This is a genomic window from Curtobacterium sp. MCLR17_031 (assembly GCF_003234775.2).
Lineage (GTDB): Bacteria > Actinomycetota > Actinomycetes > Actinomycetales > Microbacteriaceae > Curtobacterium > Curtobacterium flaccumfaciens.
Genome location: NZ_CP126270.1, coordinates 393,294 through 410,286, shown reverse-complemented (window position 1 = coordinate 410,286; position 16,993 = coordinate 393,294). Strand labels below are relative to the sequence as shown.

The window sequence follows — 16,993 nt, the reverse complement described above, 5'->3', positions numbered from 1 at the left end:
AGTGGGCGCCACCGTCTCAGGTGGTGACGTCCAGGGCCACGGCGACCAGCGCCTCCAGGACGGTGCGCACCACGGGACGGACGGCACGGTCGGGGCGGACCAGGGCCTCGATGCGGCGTCCGGCACGGACGTCGGCGAGCTCCGCCAGGTGGAAGCGCCCGGCGGCCCGCGTACCCGACGTGTACCGCGGGACGAGTGCGATGCCGTGGCCGCCCGCCACCAGGTTCTCGATGACCGGCAGGTGGATCGTGCGGAACGCGACACTCGGCGGGGTGTCCGTCGCTGCGGCCATCGCATGCAGCACCCGGTCGATCGGGTAGCCCTCCGGCACACCGATCCAGCGTTCCCCGACGACCTCGTCGATGCCCACGCGTGCGCGGCCGGCCAGGGCGTGCCCGGGCGGCAGGGCCACGTCGAGGGGTTCGCGGAGCAGCGGCACGGTGTCGACCGATCCCTGGTCCGCCGGGCGGACGCCGTCGGACCGGTGCCCGACGACCACGTCGTGGTCGGCCGCGAGCGGTGCGAACTCCCCCTCGCTGACGTCCACGTCGACGAGGGTCAGCGCGATGCCCGGGTGTGCCTGCATCCGGGTGAGCACGCCGGGCAGCAGCAGCTCGGCAGCCGACGGGAAGATCGCCAGCGACACCGGTCCGGTCGTGCCGCCGAGGTGCTCCTGCCAGGCGGCATCCACCCGCGCGATGGCGGTCGCGACCCCGGACGCCAGGCCCGCGAGCACCTGGCCGTGCGGGGTCAGCCGGACCCCGCGCCCGACGCGTTCGACCAGCGGGACGCCGACCTGCCGCTGCAGGGTCTGCAGCTGCTGGGAGACGGCGCTCGGTGTGCGGTGGGTGGCCTCGGCGACGGCCGTGACGCTGCCGCGCTCGGCGAGCTCCCGCAGGACCGCCAGCAGCTGCACGTCGAAGTCGACCATGCAGGGACCCTACATCGTGGTTCGCGAAGGTTTCGATGGACCTACAACGTCGTGCCGGGGACGATGAGGAGCATGACCACCCGAGACCGCCTGCTTGCCGTCGTCGTCGCCGTGGTCTGGGGACTGAACTTCCCCGCGACGGCGCTCGCGCTCGAGCACTTCCCGCCGTTCCTGCTCGCCGCGCTGCGGTTCACGATCCTGGCGGTCCCGACACTGCTGTTCGTGCCGCGGCCGCGGATCCCGTTCGGGCGGCTGCTGCTCGTCGGCCTCGGGCTCGGCGTGCTGCAGTTCTCGTTCCTGTACCTCAGCATGGCGTCCGGGATGCCGTCGGGGCTGGCCTCGCTCGTGCTGCAGGCCTCCGCACCGTTCACGGTGGTGCTGGCCGGGGTGTTCCTGCGCGAGCGGCTGACCGGCCGGCAGGTCGTCGGGGTCACCGTCGCCGTGGCCGCCCTCGCCGCGATCGCCCTGCACCGTTCCCAGACCGCCGCGCTGCTGCCCGTCGTGCTCGCGCTGTGCGGTGCGCTCGGGTGGGCGATCGGCAACGTCGCGACCCGGCGCGCGGGGGCCGCGAACCCGCTGCACCTGACCCTGTGGTGGTCCGTCGTGCCGCCGGTCCCGATGGTCGTGCTGTCACTCGTGGTCGAGGGACCGGAGCGCATCGGTACCGCTCTGGGCACCGCGTTCACGGCGGCGGCGCTGCCCGCCGACCTCGGCCTGCTCTACATCGTGGTCGTCGCGACCCTGGTGGGGTACGGCATCTGGTCGCGGCTGCTGGCGGCCTACCCCTCGAGCACGGTCGCGCCGTTCTCGATGCTCGTGCCCGTGGTCGGGGTGCTCGCGTCGTGGGCGGCCTTCGGCGAGGTGCCCGACCTGGTCGAGGTGCTCGCCGGCGCGGTGGTCGTGGCCGCCGTGCTGTGGTCGTCGCGACCGGCGCGGGACCGCGGACCGCGGCCGGCCCTCGCCGACGAGGTCGCACGACGCGCCGCTGCCGTGTCGCCGAGGTCGCACGACGTGCCGCCCGGTCCGCTCGCGAGCGGCAGTCCGCGCGATCTCGACCCGGCGCTCAGCCCCGGTGCTGGCGACGCTCCGCGATGATCCCGGCGAGCGCCCCGCGCAGGTGCGGGTACCGGAACTCGTAACCGGCCTGGGTCAACCGGGTCGGCACCACCCACCGGCTCTTCAGCACGAGTTCGGTCTCGGTGCGGATCACGAACGACCCGAGTTCGAGCATCCACCGCCAGGTCGGCACCCCGAACCGGCGCCCGACGGCGTCGCGGAGGGTCGCCATCACGGTGCGGTTGTCGGACGGGTTCGGGCTCGAGATGTTCACCGGCCCCTCGATCTCCGGGTGGTCGCGGAGGAACCGGATCGACCCGAGGACGTCGGCGATGTGCACCCAGCTGAAGCGCTGCCGACCGTGCGTGGGCCGGTGGTGGTGGTACGTGCCGGCGCGGAGACGGGAGCGCGTCGGCACCCACGGCCCGTCGTACTGCGGCCCGCCGAGGCCGGCCTGCGCGAGCCGGAGGAGCGGCAGCAGGGCGCTGCCGTCGCCGAACACGATCGCCATCCGCAGCACCACACGACGGGTGCCGGGCAGGTCGGCGCCGAAGAAGGCGTCCTCCCACGCGCGGGCGACGGAGACCGAGAACCCCTCGCCGATCTCCCCCGTCGCTTCGTCCTGTGGGCGGTCGTCGGCGTGCCGGTAGATCGTCGCCGTCGAGGCGTTCATCCACAGCGGCGTCGGGTGCTCGGATGTGCGGATGGCCTCGGCGAGCTCGAGCGTGGTGTCCACCCGCGAGCGCATGATCTCCGCACGGTTGCGTCGGCCGTAGCGGCAGTTGACGCTCTTGCCCGCCATGTTCACGACCATGGCGGCGCCGTCGACGAGTTCCCGGATGCGCATGGTGTTGCCCCACACGGCGTCGCCGGTCCGGCCGATGGTGACGACCCGGTACCCCTCTTCCGTGAAGGCGTCCCGCAGGTACCGCCCCACGAAGCCGCTCGCTCCCGCGATCACGACGCGGCCCTTCTGGTCGCTCATCTCATCCCCGTTCTGTGTCCGGCGCGATCTCGTACCGGAACGCCCCCTCGTACCGGTACAGCGTGCCGAGCACCGGCGCCGTGAGCACCAGGGACACGCGCTGCAGGTCGGCTTCGTCATCGAATCGTTCTGTGAGCGTCACACGCGGGCTCAGGGCGGCCGGGAGGCGCAGATCCCGTCCCAGCGCTCGGAACGTCACGCGCGTGGAGACCAGGCGCAGGGCGCCCGCATCGGGACCGTCCCCGTCGACCTGCGCCCGGAGCCGGGCGCTGATGCGCCCGTGGCGACCGAGGTGGTCGACCAGGCCGTCCGGTTCGGCGGTGATGGCGTCCACCATCGTGCGGCTCCCGGAGCGGAACCGGAAGGTGCGGTGCGCGCGGACGGCGACCCGGGCCTCCAGGCTGACCCCTGACCCGCGGCGGACGCGAGTCGGCCGGTTCTCGACCGTGAACGGGACGTCCCGCTCCCAGACCGGGAACATGACGGAGTCGCGGGCGAACACCGCGAGCACCGGCCAGAGCCACCGACGTGGAGTGCCGACGACGTCGAAGACGCCCTCGCCGCGGCCGACGTGCCCGGGCGGGACGGGGCCGAAGTACGTGCGGAGCCGCGGGTGCAGCCGAGCCAGCAGGTCCGGCGGTGTGGACAGCTCGTAGGGCGACCGGGTCACGTCCCGATCCTGGCATGTCGTCGGTGCCGATCCCTACGATGTGGCACATGGGTCACGACCACGGAGCAGGGCACTCGCACGGGCACGCGTCCGAGCGCGCACTGCTCATCGCGTTCTGCATCTCGGCGGGCATCCTGCTCGCCGAGGTCGTGGGCGCCGTGGTCACGGGTTCGCTCGCGCTGCTCGTCGATGCCGGGCACATGGTCGTCGACACCGGCGGACTCGGCATCGGGCTCGTCGCGACGCGGCTCGCCCGCCGGTCCCCGACTGCACAGCGCACCTGGGGCTTCCAGCGGGCCGAGGTCCTCGGGGCCACCGCGCAGGCCGCGATCCTGCTCGCCGTCGGCGTCTACGTGATCATCTCGGCGGTCCAGCGGCTCGTCGTGCCGGAGGAGATCCACTCCGGGCCGCTGCTCGTCTTCGGCATCGTCGGACTCGTCGGCAACCTGGTGGCCTACGCGGTGCTGCTGCGGGCCTCGGGCGAGGGGTTCACCTCGCGCGCCGCCCGGCTCGAGGTCCTCAACGACACCCTCGGCTCGGTCGCCGTCATCATCGCCGCGGTCGTGCTGATGCTGACCGGGTGGGAGCGGGCGGACTCCGTCGCGGCGATCCTGATCGGCCTGCTCATCCTGCCGCGGGCGATCCGGCTGCTGCGCGAGACCGCGAACGTGCTGCTCGAGTCGACGCCGCCGGGGCTCGACCTCGACGACGTGCGTGGTCACATCCTCGAGCTCGACCACGTCATCGCGGTGCACGACCTGCACGCGACGCTCGTGGCGACCGGGGTGCCGAACCTGACCGCGCACGTGGTCGTCGACGACCACTGCTTCTCGACGGCGCACGCCCCGGCGATCCTCGACGAGCTGCAGCGGTGCGTGGCGGAGCACTTCGACGTGCCGGTGGAGCACTCGACGTTCCAGTTGGAGCCGGTGTCGCACCGGCGGCACGAGTACGAGGTGCACGCGTAGGGTCCGCGCTCGGGCGTGTGGATCTCGCGGCTCGGGCGCTCCGGGTCTTAGTCGGGATGCGCTGCGGCGGGGGTGGCGACGCCGAACGACAGAGTCGACGTCGTACGACGACGACATTGACGCTTCGTGCACACGCGGACTGTTGCGTGGCACCGGTTGCGACAGGGCCGATGTCGTACGACATCGGCGGTGTCGTTCGGCGTCAGTGGGCAGCGCCGCCGCCAGCCCGGTCAGCAGTCGTCGGTGCGCGTGGGGTAGGCCGTGATCACCCGGTCGGTGGTGGCCGAGACGATCACCTTGACCCAGGGCTCGTCGTCGGGGCGTGCGCCGTCGTCGAACCGGACGGGTGCGGCGTAGCAGACCTTGCCGTCGCCGGCGTCGAGCGGGAACCCGGGGCGCGGGTCCTCGAGCGCCGTCTGCACCGCCGTGAGCATGGCGTCGTCCCAGTCGCGCGAGCCGTGCCCGGTGACGACGTCCTGCCAGTCGGCGGTGTGCCGCACCCGGATGTGCTCGTAGCCCTGGGCAGCGGTGCCGCACTGCAGGGTGACGCGGCCCAGGGCCTCGGTCTCGTACTGCGCGACGGCCGCCTGGCTCGTGGTGTCGCACCGGCCGAGCGCGGTGCTGCCGGGCATGTCCGGCCCGGTACGGGTGATCGTGACGGTGCCGTCACCGGCGGCGGTCGGCGCGTCCCTCGGTGTCCGTGAGGCCGAGCCGGCACCGATGGTCGGGTCGTCCGCGCCCTGCCGTGCCGTCAGGAACAACCCGCCGGCGAGGAGACCGGCGGCGACCACGGCCGCGACGCCGGTGAGCACGGGACGGTTGCGGTTCCGGGGCACGCGCCCAGTATGCCGGGAGTTCGACCGCACGACGGAACCAGGCTCCGGACACCGCACCGCGCGATCGCGTGGTTCGGTGTCCGGAACCTGGTTCCGGGCGGACGGGAGGCCCACCAGGCGTCAGGCGCGCGCGGCCAGTCGGGTGCCGGCGACGACGGCCAGGACGGCGACGAGCATCACGTACCCGATCAGGACGGGGAGCGTCGGGATCACCAGCAGCGCTGCCCCGACGGCCACGACCGGCACGGTGAGCCCGGCGTAGGCGATGAGGAACGTGGCGGCGAGCACGCCGCCTCGACGCTCCGGGCCGACCAGTGCTGCGGCGCTGCCGATCGCGGCGCGGAACAGCAGGCCGACGCCGGCTCCAGCGACGACCCCGCCGCCGATGAACCCGGCGACCTGCAACAGGACCGCGGCGACGGCGAGGACGACCAGCCCGACGACCAGGAGCACCATGCCGAGCCGGATCTGCGCACGCTGCGACAGTCGGGCGAAGACGATCTGCGACAGCGCGCTCGCGGCGAAGACCCCGAAGGTCGTGGCGCCGGCGGCCAGGCGGTCGGTGACGTGGAACGTGGTGCCGAGGAAGCTCGGCGCGACCGAGGTGAAGAGGCCCTGCACGGCGAGCGCGGCGAACGCGGCTGCGCCGGCGGCCCAGAACGCGGCACCCTGCCCCTCCGGCGCCTGCATGCGCTGCGGGCGGTAGGCCACGGGCTGCTCGGGACGGTCGACCGTCTCCGGTGCGGCCAGCACGAGCACGAACGCGACGGCCAGCGCGATGACGAACACCACGTACGGGACCATGAGCGGCTGCCCGACGAACTCGGCGAGCGCTCCGCCGACCAGGGCGCCGAGCGACAGGCCACCGAGGTTCACCGCCCCGGCAGCGACGCTCGCGCCCTTCGCGGAGTCGCTCGACCCGGTGGCACGGACCCGGAGCTCACCGAGGTGTGCCGTCGCGGTCGCCGTCAGCGTCCCGACGCCGAGGCCGGTCACGAGCCGGGCGACGATGAGGCCGGTGACGTCGTTCCAGAGCAGGAACAGCACGGCGGCGACGAGCTCGAGGGCGATCGACACCAGGATGAGCGGACGGCGTCCGTGCACGTCGCTGAGGTGCCCCGCCAGGTACAGCGACCCGACGACCCCGACCCCGTACGCCGCGAAGATCACCGTCGTGGTGAAGGTCGGGAAGCCGTCGCGGGCCTGGTAGATGACGTAGAGGGGTGCGGGGACGGTCGCGAAGGCCATCACTGCGAGGAAGGCGAAGGCGACGACCCAGAAGCCGAAACCGTGGCGCCGACGGGTGTGGACACGGCGTCCGCGCGGGGCGACGACACGGTCGCTCGCGGATGCGGGAGCGGCGGTGGTGGCGGGGACGGTGCCCGTCGGGGTGTCGGTGACGGTTGACATGCTCCGATGATCGCGCTCGCGGTGCATCGAGTCCAACGGATGCGCTTGATGTGCACGATCGATCTGCTCGATACTCGGACGATGGAGACCCGACTGCTCGACCAGTTCGTCACCGTCGCCGCCGAGGGCAGCGTCACCCGGGCCGCGGAACGGCTCTGGGCCGCGCAGTCCACGGTGTCCGCGGGCATCGCCTCGCTCGAGCGCAGCTTCGGCGTGCGGCTCTTCGACCGCACCGGCCGACAGCTCGTGCTGACCCCCGCCGGCGAGGACCTGCTCCCCCACGCCCGCGCGGTGCTCGAGTCCCTCGACCGGATGCGCGACCTGGCCACCGCCGACGACGCCGACCTGCGGGGTCGGGTGCGGCTCGGCATCTTCACGAGCATGGACATCGTCGACCTGACGGGCGTGCTGCAGCGGTTCCGGCGGCAGCACCCGCTCGTCGCCGTGGAGCTGATGACCTCGCCGTCGGGGACGACCGGGCTCGTGCAGGACCTGGTCGCCGGGCGGCTCGACATCGCCTACACGGGCCTGCCGACCGTGCCCGCCGGGGTCGTCGTGGAGCCGTTGCGGGAGATGCCGTTCCGGGTGTTCACCGCGGCGGACCACCCGCTCGCCGGCCGGTCGTCGGTGTCGCTCGCCGAACTCGCCGATGAACCCTTCGTGGACACGGCGCACGGGTTCGGCAACCGGATCATCCTCGACGGGGCACTCGAGCGGCTCGGCATCCGTCGGCGCATCGTCGCGGAGATGAACGACATGCCCGCCGTGATCCGGTTCGCCTCGGCCGGGCTCGGCGTCGGGGTCGTGCCGGACTCGGGCGTGCGGTACGACGGGGCGGTGCTCGACCTGGAGGACGAGGTCGACCCGCTCCGCATCGGCCTGGCGGTCCGGACGTCCCCGGAGCCGAGCCGCGCGGTCCGGACGCTGGCGCGCGACATCGTGGCGGCGCGGGTCGGGTGACGCGGGGCGCGTTCACTGTGCTTCGTGAGCAGGAACGGTCGCGTCACGGTGCGCGAGGCGACCATTCCTGCTCACGATCTGACCACCGACGGACTGGAGGCACGGGTCGGGTCCGCCACGTGCCTCCAGGCCGTCAGTCCCCCCAGATCTCCCCGACGACGGCGTCCAGCAGCCCGTCGGTCGGGAAGTTCGCCTGCCGGATCACGATGAACGTGTCGTCGCGCAGGAAGAAGGTGGAGACCTGGTCCACCGGGGCAGCCTCGGCCGGGACGGACGACTGGCACACCCGCCCGCCGTCGCGGTCCTCGCACTCCAGCGGGCTGGTGGCGAGCACGTCCGCGGCCCCGGGCCCGGCCGTCCCGACGGTCATGGTGAGCCCACTGACGTCGGCTCGGGGATCGGCCCACGTGCAGATGATCTTCGACTCGCCGTTCGCCCAGGTGACGTCCTCACCATCGCCGCCGGCCGTCCCGTCCTTCGCCTTCGAGATCTCGGTCAGCGGAGTCTCCCCGAAGAGCCGGGCGTAGTCCTCTGCCGGGACCATGTCGCGGCACGTCGCCGGGATCGTCGCCGCGGCGGGGGTCGGTGTCGACGTCGGGGTGGGCTTCGGCACCGGGGCACCCGTGATCGGGGCGGAGCTCGGCGTCGTCGCGGACGGCGCGGGCTCGGGCTGCTGGGTCTGGGTGGGAGCGGCGACCGGGTCGGCGTCCTGCTGCGACAGGGTCAGGGCGACGGCACCGGTCGCGGTGCCGACGGCGAGCAGCGCGACGACACCGATGACGATCCCGGACCGGCCCCGACGACGCTTCGGGAGCGGGGTGGCACGTTCGAGGACGTTCTGCTTCATCGAGACGAGCATGCGCTGCAGGTCGTCTCCCTGCGGAGGCTCAGTGTTCATCGTGCATCACCACCTTCTTGAGTCGTCGACGGTTGCGGGACACCCGCTGGGTGACCGCGCCGACCGTGAGTCCGAGGAGTTCTGCGGCCTCTGCGTACGAGTGCCCCTCGAGCAGGCAGAGCTCGCAGATGCGGCGGTCGAGGTCGGGGAGCGCGGCGATCTCGGCGCGGACCCAGCGCAGGGTCTCGCGGGCCTCGTCGTGGTCGGCGGGCGAAGCGAGGTGCTCCGGCAGCTCGTCCGTGCGGCGCCGGGCCTGCTTGCGCCCGGTGTTGAAGGCGTGGTTGCGGCACACGACGAGCAGCCACGGCAGCACCGTGTCCGCCGGCAGCTCGAGGGTCGCGGCGCGCTGCCAGAGCGTCAGGAACGCGTCCTGCACGATCTCCTCGACGTCCGACCGGTCGTCGACCAGCGCCCACGCGTAGCGGGTGAGGGTGGCGGCGTACCGGTCGAACGCCCGGGCGAGCGCGCCGGTGTCTCCCTGTGCCATCGCACGGACGAGTCCTTCGTCCGTGTCGGTGCCGGTCGTCACGTCCACATCCCACCTCCTTCACTCAGAGGTGTCGGCGGGACCCGCGATCCTGACAGGACCGTGGCGGATTCGTGATCTCGGGCGTGTCCGCCCGGAGAGGTCAGCCGTCAGACATCAGCCGTCAGTGGAAGTCGTCGCCGTCGCCCTCGCCCGGCGTCTTGTGCCCGCCGAGCATGTCGTTGTCGTCCTGCTCGCTCGACGAGGCGAGCTGCAGCATCGCGAGCACGACGACGACCACGATGAACGCGACGCCGAGGAAGATCACGGCCAGCTGCAGTTCCCGCGTCGAGAACAGCACGACGAGCCCGGTGAACACCGCGATGATCGCGGAGATCCCGAGGAGCTCGACCGGGCGCAGACGGTCACGACGGCTGGGGGTGGTCATGCGTGTGGTGCTCCGTCCGGGGCGACGGCCGGCGTGGCCGTGCCCCACTTGTGCGAGAGGCCGGCGATCACGTGGAGGACGGCCGTGATGGCGAGGTACGCGCCGAGCAGGCCGACGAGCACGATCGAGGCGTCGAGGGTGCCGGTGACCTGCTCCACGCCACCGAGCTGCTGGGAGTAGTCCGGCGGCGTGACGAGGAAGGCGACCGCGAGCAGCAGCGTGAGGCCGCCGATCGTGGTCCAGTCGCGAGCGAAGGGCGAGCGTCGCCGGGCACGGAGCCCCTGCGACAGCTCGAGGGCCCCGGTCAGCACCGCGAACGCGACGATGACCGTGATGAAGGCCGGCAGCCCGAACCCGTTGCACGCGAACGCGGCGACGGCGGCGAGCAGGGTGATGACGGCCTGCAGCAGGGTCGTGCGACGCGATCGACCGTCGAGGGGCAGTCGGGAGATCCCGCCGAACAGGAGCACGAGCCCCTCGACCAGGGCGAAGCCGCCGAACAGCAGGAGACCGTAGCCCGCGGCGTGGTTGGTCGAGAAGGTGATCACCATCGCGACGACCGCTGCGGGGACCGCCCGGAGGATCGGGATCGGCCAGTACCGCGCGCGTTGGGTCGCGTCTTCCACGGTGGTGGCGTCGTCCACGGTGTCGGACACGAGACCTCTTTCGGGCATGCGGATCGTGGATCCGATCCTACCGCCGGTGGGGTGGACGCCCGACCGGAGCGGACTCGACCCCCTGTGGACGTCCACACCCGTGCACCGGGACGACACCGCCGTCCGGTGCCGTCCCGGCGGTGTCAGGGCTGCTGCGGGTCGTCGGTCGGCGCGTTCCGACGAGCACGACGTCGGGCGAGCCACCAGCACCAGGACCCGGCGGCGACGGCCAGGGCAGCGAGCGCAGCCGCGAGCCCGAGCCCTTCGGCGCCGGTGTAGGCCAGGGCTCCGACGGGGGCAGCCGCCCGACGGTCGGCCGCGGGGTCACCCGCTCCGCTGTCGTCGTCGGCACCGGCGCCGTCACCGTCGTCGCCCCCGGAACCGTCACCACCAGCGTCCCCGTCGTCCGGAGCCGGCCCGCTCGTCGGCACGGGCCCGCTCGTCGGCGCGGGGCTCGGCGCGGGCCCCTCGTCGTCCGGGCCCACGACGATCGCGACGCCGGTGGACGGGTCGCCGCCGTCCGCGTCGGTCGGCGAGGTCGCCGTCGCCACGTTCACCACGTCGGAGCCGTCCCCCTGGTACGCGGGGTCGAGCTCGGCGCGGATCCGGAAGTCCAGGGTCTCGCCCACCTCGAGCGACACGTCGGAGCTGCAGGTCACCCGCTGCCCCTCGGCCGCGCACCCGTCGTCGGAGCCCACGAACCGCATGGCCTGGGGCAGGTCGTCGACCGCGCCGACCTGCTGCGCGACGGACGGCCCCCGGTTCCGGGCCGTCACGAGGTACTCGACCTCGTCACCGGGCCGCACGGTCGACGGCGACACCGACTTGTCCGTCTCGACGTCGGCGGCGATCACCGGTGCTGTCACGGTGGTGGTCGCCCGCGAGGCGTTGTCGGCCTCGTTCGTGTCGGACAACGAGGTCGGCGGGGCGATGGTCGCAACGCTCTCCAGCGCTCCGGACGTACCCTCGGCCACCCGGCCCTCGATCGTGACGACGGCGGAACCCCCTCGGGGCAACGACAGGTCGGTCGCGACGTCACCGGTGCCCGACCCTGTCGCGCAGGCGGAGCCGTCCGCGGCCGTGCAGGTCCAGGTGACGTCCTCGACGCCGTCGGGCACGTCGACCTGCAGCGGGCTCGGGTCGGCGGCGTTCGGGCCGGGGTTCCGCGCCGTCACGGTGTAGCGGAGCGGGTCGCCCGCCGTCGCGGTCGCGGGCAGGTCGTGCTCGACGGACAGGTCCGCCGGCTTCCAGACCCGGAGCGCGTCGACCTCGTGCTTGTCGACGTGGCTGCCGGTGGCCCCGGCGAACCCGAGGCGCAGCGTGCTCGGCAGCGCGGCCTGCCCGTCGCCGTGCAGCGGGACCGAGTCGAGCACGGTGCGCATGGTCGAGCCGACCTGCAGCCGGACGGAGACCGCGAGCCCGCCGTCGTCGTCGGGCAGCAGGGTGATCCGGACCGTCCGGGGCGTGGAACCGGCCGTCACGGTGCCGCCCGGTGCCGCGGCACCGGCGACGTACCGGTAGCCCTCGGTCCCGTTGCCGGAGCCCCGGACCACCACGTGGTCGGGCTGTGCTCCGGGACCGGACCCGTTGATGCGTGACGAGAAGTTGCCGTAGTGGTCGATCGCGACGGCCGCGAAGCCGCCCGGGACGCCCGGCAGGTCACATTCGCGACCGCCGCCCTCGGTCGCTTCCTTCCGGCAGGCGTACCCGAGACCGGCGCCGAAGGACCCGACGCCCTGCGCCGCAGCGCCGTCGGCCAGGTACAGCAGCAGGCCGTCGGCGCCGGGGTCGTCCTTCTCGGTGTGCATCGCGTAGGTGAACTCGATCTCGAGCCCGGTGTCCGACGGGAACGTGTCGTTCGTCGACCACGCTCCCGCCTGGTTCCGGACGTCGTCGGTCAGGCGCAGTCGGCCGCCGGACACCGCGGCGTCACCGTGCAGGGCACCGCCGGACGCACTGGAGAACTGGTTGACGTACGGGAAGTCGAGGGCGGCCGCACTCGACCCGGACGGAAGGACGGCAGGCGCCGCGAGCACGCCGAGCGCGGTCAGGGTGGCGCACGCCGCGGCGAGACGGCGGACGACCCGCGACCGGAACGACCGCCGGTCGAGGGAAGGCGCCGGGGCAGGAGCTGGAGCTGATGCAGTGGGATCTGTCATGCCCCGATGCTCGCGACCGGGACGTCACCCCCGGGCGGCGGCGGGACGATCTGTGGAACGCCCCCACGGGCCTCCCGGCTGTGGAGGAAGAACGACGCGAGCGGACCGCTCAGGCCAGCCACACCGTCGTCTCACCCGGCAGCAGCCCCGACGCGACCCCGTCGAGCGGCCCGGACGCGACGACGACCGTCCCGGCCGGCAGGGGCACCGGCGCGGTGCCGAAGTTCGTGACCGAACGCCAGCCGTCGTGCCGCGCGAACGCCACGACCTCGGAGCCGGACTCCAGCCACGTCAGCGCCTCCCCCTGCTGCAGCCGACGCCGGGCGGCCAGCGCCCGGCGGTACAGCGACAGGGTCGACTCGGGATCGCCGTCCTCGGCCTCGACCGAGGACTCCCCGAAGTCCTGCGGCTGCGGCAGGTGCGGTGCGACGTCCCCGAAGCCGAACGACGGTCCGGAGCGCGTCCACGGGATCGGCACGCGGCAGCCGTCCCGGCCCTTCACGGTGTGCCCGGTGCGGAGCCACTTCGGGTCCTGCAGCAGGTCGCGCGGGATCGCGGCGGCCTCGTGCAGCCCGAGCTCCTCGCCCTGGTAGACGTACGACGACCCGGGCAGCGCGAGCATCAGCATCGTCGCCGCTCGAGCACGACGCAGCCCCCGTGCACGGTCGAGCTCCGGCGTCGTGCCGTCCGTCATGAGCCAGGCGTCGGTGTCGGTGCCGTCCGGCAGGCCGTAGCGGGTGGGGTGCCGCACGACGTCGTGGTTCGACAGCACCCAGGTGCTCGAGGCGCCGGACTGCTCCGAGGCGGCCAGGTTCCGCTCGATGATCCGACGGAACGCATCGGGCTCGAACGGGGCCTCGAGCAGGTCGAAGTTGAAGGCCTGCCCGAGCTCCGTCGGCCGGGCGTACAGGACACGGCGGGGTGCCGGGGCCCAGGCCTCGGCGACCGCTGCACGGGGCGGGTCGTACTCGTCGAGCACCCGGCGCCAGGTGGCGAAGATCTCGTGCACCTCGTCGCGGTCGTACAGCGGGTCGGAGCCGTCGAGCGGCAGGTCCTGCTCGTTCGACGGCCGGTACGGGGTCGACAAGTCCTTCGCCAGCCCGTGTGCGACGTCCACACGGAAGCCGTCGACGCCGCGGTCCGACCAGAAGCGCAGGGTGTCCTCGAAGTCGGCGCGGACCTCGGGGTTCGACCAGTCCAGGTCGGGCTGCTCGGGGGCGAACAGGTGCAGGTACCACTGTCCGTCGGGCACCCGGGTCCACGCGCTGCCGCCGAAGTTCGACACCCAGTCGCTCGGCGGCAGTTCCCCGGAGGCGCCCGAACCCTCACGGAACACGTACCGCGCACGCTCGGCCGACCCCGGCGCGGACGCCAGTGCAGCCCGGAACCACTCGTGCTGGTCCGAGGTGTGGTTCGGCACGATGTCGACGATGACCTTGAGGTCGTGCTCGTGGGCGGCCCGGACCAGGGCGTCCAGGTCGTCGAGGGACCCGAGCTTCGGGTCGACGGCGCGGTAGTCGGCGACGTCGTAGCCACCGTCGGCGAGCGGCGACGGGAAGAACGGGGAGAGCCACAGGGCATCGACGCCGAGCGCTGCCAGGTACGGCACCCGGCTCGTGATGCCCGCGACGTCACCGAGCCCGTCGCCGTCCGTGTCGGCGAAGCTGCGCGGGTAGACCTGGTAGACGACGGCATCGCGCCACCAGATCGGGTCGGTGGTTCGTGGCGTGCTGGCCGGGGTCCGAAGCGTGGTCACGACGCCACCGTACTCAGCGGACCGGGAATAGCGCCCCCTACGATCGCATTGGTTGTCGCTGACACCTTTCCGTCCAGCAACAGCATCCCGCAACAGAAGGAGCTCCATGACGAACGTCCTCGTCCTCGTCGGCAGCCTGCGCGCCGACTCCATCAACCGCAAGCTCGCCGAGGCCGCCGCGCACCACGCGCCGGAGGGCATCGAGCTGCACACCTTCGACGGCATCGTCGACCTGCCGTTCTACAACGAGGACATCGACGGCGACACCCCGCCCGCCGCTGCCGTCGCCTTCCGCGACGCCGTCGCTGCCTCGGACGCCGTCCTGCTGATCACCCCCGAGTACAACGGCACCATCCCCGCCGTCCTGAAGAACGCGCTCGACTGGGGTTCGCGTCCGTTCGGCGCCTCGCCGCTGTCCGGCAAGCCCCTCGCCGTGATCGGCTCGGCGTTCGGCCAGTACGGCGGCGTCTGGGCCCACGATGACGCCCGCAAGGCCGCCGGCATCGCCGGCGCGAAGGTCCTGGAGGACGTCAAGGTCGCCATCCCGCAGTCGGTCGTCCGCTTCGCGGAGACCCACCCGCGTGAGGACGCCGAGGTCACGACGCTCGTGCAGGGCGCGCTCACCGCGCTCGCCGAGGCCGCAGCCGGCACGGACGAGCAGGCAGCCGCGTAACGCGACGAACCGCCGGACAGGAGGCCCGTGGCGACCCCGCCACGGGCCTCCTGTCCGTCCGGTGCGGACGCAACGGTCGTTGCGAACGCATCGGACGGCGCGGACGCACCGGTCGTGGCAGAACCCGGGAGTTCACTAGACGGCCGAGATACGAGACGGGTTACCCTGAACGCCATGTCGACGCAGGAGATCACCGAGGCGTCCGGGTACTGGTTCCCGGACGACGACGCGACCCAACGCGGGGTCGCGGTGCTGAACGCGCTGCGCCGGTACCGATCCGCCGAGACGGCCATGCGCCGCCGGACCCGTGACTCGATGGGCATGGGCGAGACCGACCTGCTCGCCGTGCGCTTCCTGCTGCAGGCGCAGCGCTCCGGCACCGCCGTGAGCCCGAAGGACCTCGCCGCGTACCTCAAGATCTCGTCGGCCTCGACGACCATCCTCATCGACCGCCTGGTCAAGTCGAACCACGTCCGCCGCGACCCGCACCCCACCGACCGCCGGGCCCTCGTCATCACGCCGACGACCGAGACCGACGACGAGGTCCGCGCCACGCTCGGCGTGATGCACCGCCGGATGATGTCGATCGCCGAGGGGCTCCCCGCGTCCGAGGCGCGGATCGTCGCCGGGTTCCTGGAGCAGATGCGCGACGCCGTCGACCAGGTCGACCCCGCGCCGTCGCACTGAGCAGCCCTGCACCGGACGACCTCGGGGGACGCTGCCTCCGAGCGCACTGAGAGCGTGCACTGCGGCACCGCGTAGACCGGAACGGTCACACCGACGCGAAAGGAGCCACAACCATGCACGCTTCGGACAAGATGGCCAAGAACCTCCAGGCGGTCCTCGTGGACCTCATCGACCTGCACCTGCAGGGCAAGCAGGCCCACTGGAACATCCTGGGCACCAACTTCCGCGACCTCCACCTGCAGCTCGACGAGATCGTCGACGCAGCTCGTGAGTTCGCCGACGACACCGCCGAGCGCATGCGTGCGCTGTACCTCGTGCCGGACGGCCGCTCGGCGACCGTCTCCGCGGGCAGCCACCTCGACGCGTTCCCCTCGGGCGAGATCACCACGCACGACGCCATCGACCAGGTCACGCTCCGGCTGTACCAGGCGACGGGCACCATGCGCGACGTCCACGACGAGGTCGACGAGGAAGACCCGACGACCGCGGACCTGCTCCACGGCTTCATCGAGCGCCTCGAGCAGCTCGCGTGGATGGTCTCCGCCGAGAACCGCGCGCCCAGCACCCCGCTGGCCTCCGCGACCACGCCCGCCGTCGCCGACGCGTCGGCACACGCGTAGGGGCCCGAGTGGACCTCGGTATCCAGGGCAAGACCGCACTCGTCTTCGGCGGCGACTCCGGCATCGGCTGGAACACGGCGCGCATCCTCCTGGCAGAGGGTGCGACCGTGGTCGTCACCGACATCGACCAGAGCCGTCTGGACATCAGTGCGGACCAGCTCGAGGCGCCGCTCGGCAAGCTGCACGCCTTCGCCGCCGACGTGCGGAGCGCCGAGAGCCTCGCCGCCCTGCACGACAAGGTGCGTGAAGCGGTCGGCGAGATCGACATCCTGGTGCAGTCCTCGGGCGTCACCGGTGCCCAGGGCATGTTCCACGAGATCGACGAGGCCGGCTGGGCGGAGACGATCGACATCGACCTGATGGGGCCGGTGCGGATCACCCGCGAGTTCATCGGTGACCTGCGCCAGGGCGGCTGGGGACGCATCGTCTACCTGGTGTCCGAGGACGCCTCGCAGCCGTACGACGACGAACTGCCCTACTGCGCGGCCAAGGCCGGGGTGCTCTCGTTCGCCAAGGGCCTGTCGCGCTCCTACGCCTCCGAGGGCCTGCTGGTGAACACGGTCTCCCCCGCGTTCATCCACACGCCGATGACCGACGCGATGATGGACAAGCGGGCCAAGCAGCGCGGAACGTCGTTCGACGAGGCCATCGGCAGCTTCCTCGAAGAGGAGCGGCCGTACATGGAGCTGAAGCGCCGCGGCGAGCCGGAAGAGGTCGCGAACGTCGTGGCCTTCCTGTGCTCCGACCTCGCCAGCTTCGTGAACGGCGCCAACTACCGGGTCGACTCCGGCTCGGTCGCCACGATCTGATCGTG

Annotated in this window: 18 protein-coding genes; 7 read left to right on the top strand and 11 right to left on the bottom strand. The window is 72.5% G+C overall.

Annotated elements, in window-relative coordinates; all coding sequences use genetic code 11:
* Window positions 1-16: 16 nt before the first annotated feature.
* Window positions 17-931: a LysR family transcriptional regulator gene (locus DEI96_RS02110; RefSeq protein WP_111024699.1), complete on the bottom strand. Its 915-nt coding sequence runs from the start codon at window positions 929-931 to the stop codon at window positions 17-19.
* 72 nt (window positions 932-1,003) lie between these two features.
* On the opposite strand from DEI96_RS02110, the gene DEI96_RS02105 reads away from it, so the two are divergent.
* Window positions 1,004-2,026 (top strand): EamA family transporter, encoded by a 1,023-nt coding sequence (locus tag DEI96_RS02105; RefSeq protein WP_258372979.1) that lies wholly within the window; start codon window positions 1,004-1,006, stop codon window positions 2,024-2,026.
* Here the strand turns inward: DEI96_RS02105 and DEI96_RS02100 are convergent.
* Complete coding sequence (locus DEI96_RS02100) at window positions 1,995-2,972, bottom strand: epimerase (protein ID WP_111024700.1); 978 nt, start codon at window positions 2,970-2,972, stop codon at window positions 1,995-1,997. The genes DEI96_RS02105 and DEI96_RS02100 overlap by 32 nt on opposite strands.
* A gap of 1 nt (window position 2,973) precedes the next feature.
* Window positions 2,974-3,642, bottom strand: a complete 669-nt coding sequence (locus DEI96_RS02095; RefSeq protein WP_111024701.1) for a DUF4166 domain-containing protein — start codon at window positions 3,640-3,642, stop codon at window positions 2,974-2,976.
* Window positions 3,643-3,689: 47 nt separating this feature from the next.
* On the opposite strand from DEI96_RS02095, the gene DEI96_RS02090 reads away from it, so the two are divergent.
* Complete coding sequence (locus tag DEI96_RS02090) at window positions 3,690-4,610, top strand: cation diffusion facilitator family transporter (RefSeq protein WP_111024702.1); 921 nt, start codon at window positions 3,690-3,692, stop codon at window positions 4,608-4,610.
* Between the two features lie 230 nt (window positions 4,611-4,840).
* Here the strand turns inward: DEI96_RS02090 and DEI96_RS02085 are convergent, their stop codons facing one another.
* The gene (locus DEI96_RS02085; RefSeq protein WP_111024703.1) at window positions 4,841-5,446 is read right to left on the bottom strand and encodes a hypothetical protein; all 606 of its coding nucleotides are present in this window, start codon (window positions 5,444-5,446) and stop codon (window positions 4,841-4,843) included.
* A 120-nt stretch (window positions 5,447-5,566) separates the two neighbouring features.
* Window positions 5,567-6,856 carry an MFS transporter gene (locus DEI96_RS02080; RefSeq protein WP_111024704.1) on the bottom strand — a complete coding sequence of 430 codons (1,290 nt, stop codon included), beginning with the start codon at window positions 6,854-6,856 and terminating at the stop codon, window positions 5,567-5,569.
* An 81-nt stretch (window positions 6,857-6,937) separates the two neighbouring features.
* Between DEI96_RS02080 and DEI96_RS02075 the strand changes: the two genes are divergently transcribed.
* Entirely contained in the window at window positions 6,938-7,816 is an 879-nt protein-coding gene (locus tag DEI96_RS02075; RefSeq protein WP_181440587.1) for a LysR family transcriptional regulator, read from the top strand.
* 133 nt (window positions 7,817-7,949) lie between these two features.
* Here DEI96_RS02075 and DEI96_RS02070 read toward each other — a convergent pair whose 3' ends face one another.
* The 6 genes from DEI96_RS02070 to DEI96_RS02045 form a co-directional block, all read right to left on the bottom strand.
* The gene (locus DEI96_RS02070; RefSeq protein ID WP_146246957.1) at window positions 7,950-8,714 is read right to left on the bottom strand and encodes a hypothetical protein; all 765 of its coding nucleotides are present in this window, start codon (window positions 8,712-8,714) and stop codon (window positions 7,950-7,952) included.
* Window positions 8,704-9,243: an RNA polymerase sigma factor gene (locus DEI96_RS02065; protein ID WP_017886488.1), complete on the bottom strand. Its 540-nt coding sequence runs from the start codon at window positions 9,241-9,243 to the stop codon at window positions 8,704-8,706. The genes DEI96_RS02070 and DEI96_RS02065 overlap by 11 nt, the downstream gene beginning before the upstream one ends.
* Before the next feature lie 121 nt (window positions 9,244-9,364).
* Window positions 9,365-9,628: a hypothetical protein gene (locus tag DEI96_RS02060; RefSeq protein WP_071404886.1), complete on the bottom strand. Its 264-nt coding sequence runs from the start codon at window positions 9,626-9,628 to the stop codon at window positions 9,365-9,367.
* A complete protein-coding gene (locus DEI96_RS02055) occupies window positions 9,625-10,284 on the bottom strand; it encodes a DUF308 domain-containing protein (RefSeq protein WP_111024707.1) in 660 nt (219 codons plus the stop codon). Before DEI96_RS02055 ends, DEI96_RS02060 begins: the two co-directional genes overlap by 4 nt.
* Window positions 10,285-10,427: 143 nt before the next feature.
* Complete coding sequence (locus DEI96_RS02050; RefSeq protein ID WP_111024708.1) at window positions 10,428-12,443, bottom strand: lectin-like domain-containing protein; 2,016 nt, start codon at window positions 12,441-12,443, stop codon at window positions 10,428-10,430.
* A gap of 109 nt (window positions 12,444-12,552) precedes the next feature.
* On the bottom strand, window positions 12,553-14,199 hold the full coding sequence (locus DEI96_RS02045) for a glycoside hydrolase family 13 protein (RefSeq protein WP_111024709.1): 1,647 nt from the start codon (window positions 14,197-14,199) through the stop codon (window positions 12,553-12,555).
* A 106-nt stretch (window positions 14,200-14,305) separates the two neighbouring features.
* Between DEI96_RS02045 and DEI96_RS02040 the strand changes: the two genes are divergently transcribed.
* From DEI96_RS02040 to DEI96_RS02025, 4 genes are all read left to right on the top strand, one after another.
* Window positions 14,306-14,872 carry an NADPH-dependent FMN reductase gene (locus DEI96_RS02040; RefSeq protein WP_111024710.1) on the top strand — a complete coding sequence of 189 codons (567 nt, stop codon included), beginning with the start codon at window positions 14,306-14,308 and terminating at the stop codon, window positions 14,870-14,872.
* A gap of 174 nt (window positions 14,873-15,046) precedes the next feature.
* Window positions 15,047-15,559 carry a MarR family winged helix-turn-helix transcriptional regulator gene (locus tag DEI96_RS02035; protein WP_111024711.1) on the top strand — a complete coding sequence of 171 codons (513 nt, stop codon included), beginning with the start codon at window positions 15,047-15,049 and terminating at the stop codon, window positions 15,557-15,559.
* Between the two features lie 113 nt (window positions 15,560-15,672).
* The gene (locus DEI96_RS02030; protein ID WP_017886495.1) at window positions 15,673-16,179 is read left to right on the top strand and encodes a Dps family protein; all 507 of its coding nucleotides are present in this window, start codon (window positions 15,673-15,675) and stop codon (window positions 16,177-16,179) included.
* A gap of 8 nt (window positions 16,180-16,187) precedes the next feature.
* The gene (locus DEI96_RS02025; protein WP_111024712.1) at window positions 16,188-16,988 is read left to right on the top strand and encodes an SDR family NAD(P)-dependent oxidoreductase; all 801 of its coding nucleotides are present in this window, start codon (window positions 16,188-16,190) and stop codon (window positions 16,986-16,988) included.
* Window positions 16,989-16,993 lie beyond the last annotated feature (5 nt).

Bases quoted from the DNA above. Each gene is read 5' to 3' on its own strand.
- DEI96_RS02110 (WP_111024699.1), bottom strand. From the start codon at position 931: ATGGTCGACTTCGACGTGCAGCTGCTGGCGGTCCTGCGGGAGCTCGCC.
- DEI96_RS02105 (WP_258372979.1), top strand. From the start codon at position 1,004: ATGACCACCCGAGACCGCCTGCTTGCCGTCGTCGTCGCCGTGGTCTGG.
- DEI96_RS02100 (WP_111024700.1), bottom strand. From the start codon at position 2,972: ATGAGCGACCAGAAGGGCCGCGTCGTGATCGCGGGAGCGAGCGGCTTC.
- DEI96_RS02090 (WP_111024702.1), top strand. From the start codon at position 3,690: ATGGGTCACGACCACGGAGCAGGGCACTCGCACGGGCACGCGTCCGAG.
- DEI96_RS02080 (WP_111024704.1), bottom strand. From the start codon at position 6,856: ATGTCAACCGTCACCGACACCCCGACGGGCACCGTCCCCGCCACCACC.
- DEI96_RS02075 (WP_181440587.1), top strand. From the start codon at position 6,938: ATGGAGACCCGACTGCTCGACCAGTTCGTCACCGTCGCCGCCGAGGGC.
- DEI96_RS02070 (WP_146246957.1), bottom strand. From the start codon at position 8,714: ATGAACACTGAGCCTCCGCAGGGAGACGACCTGCAGCGCATGCTCGTC.
- DEI96_RS02060 (WP_071404886.1), bottom strand. From the start codon at position 9,628: ATGACCACCCCCAGCCGTCGTGACCGTCTGCGCCCGGTCGAGCTCCTC.
- DEI96_RS02050 (WP_111024708.1), bottom strand. From the start codon at position 12,443: ATGACAGATCCCACTGCATCAGCTCCAGCTCCTGCCCCGGCGCCTTCC.
- DEI96_RS02040 (WP_111024710.1), top strand. From the start codon at position 14,306: ATGACGAACGTCCTCGTCCTCGTCGGCAGCCTGCGCGCCGACTCCATC.
- DEI96_RS02035 (WP_111024711.1), top strand. From the start codon at position 15,047: ATGTCGACGCAGGAGATCACCGAGGCGTCCGGGTACTGGTTCCCGGAC.
- DEI96_RS02030 (WP_017886495.1), top strand. From the start codon at position 15,673: ATGCACGCTTCGGACAAGATGGCCAAGAACCTCCAGGCGGTCCTCGTG.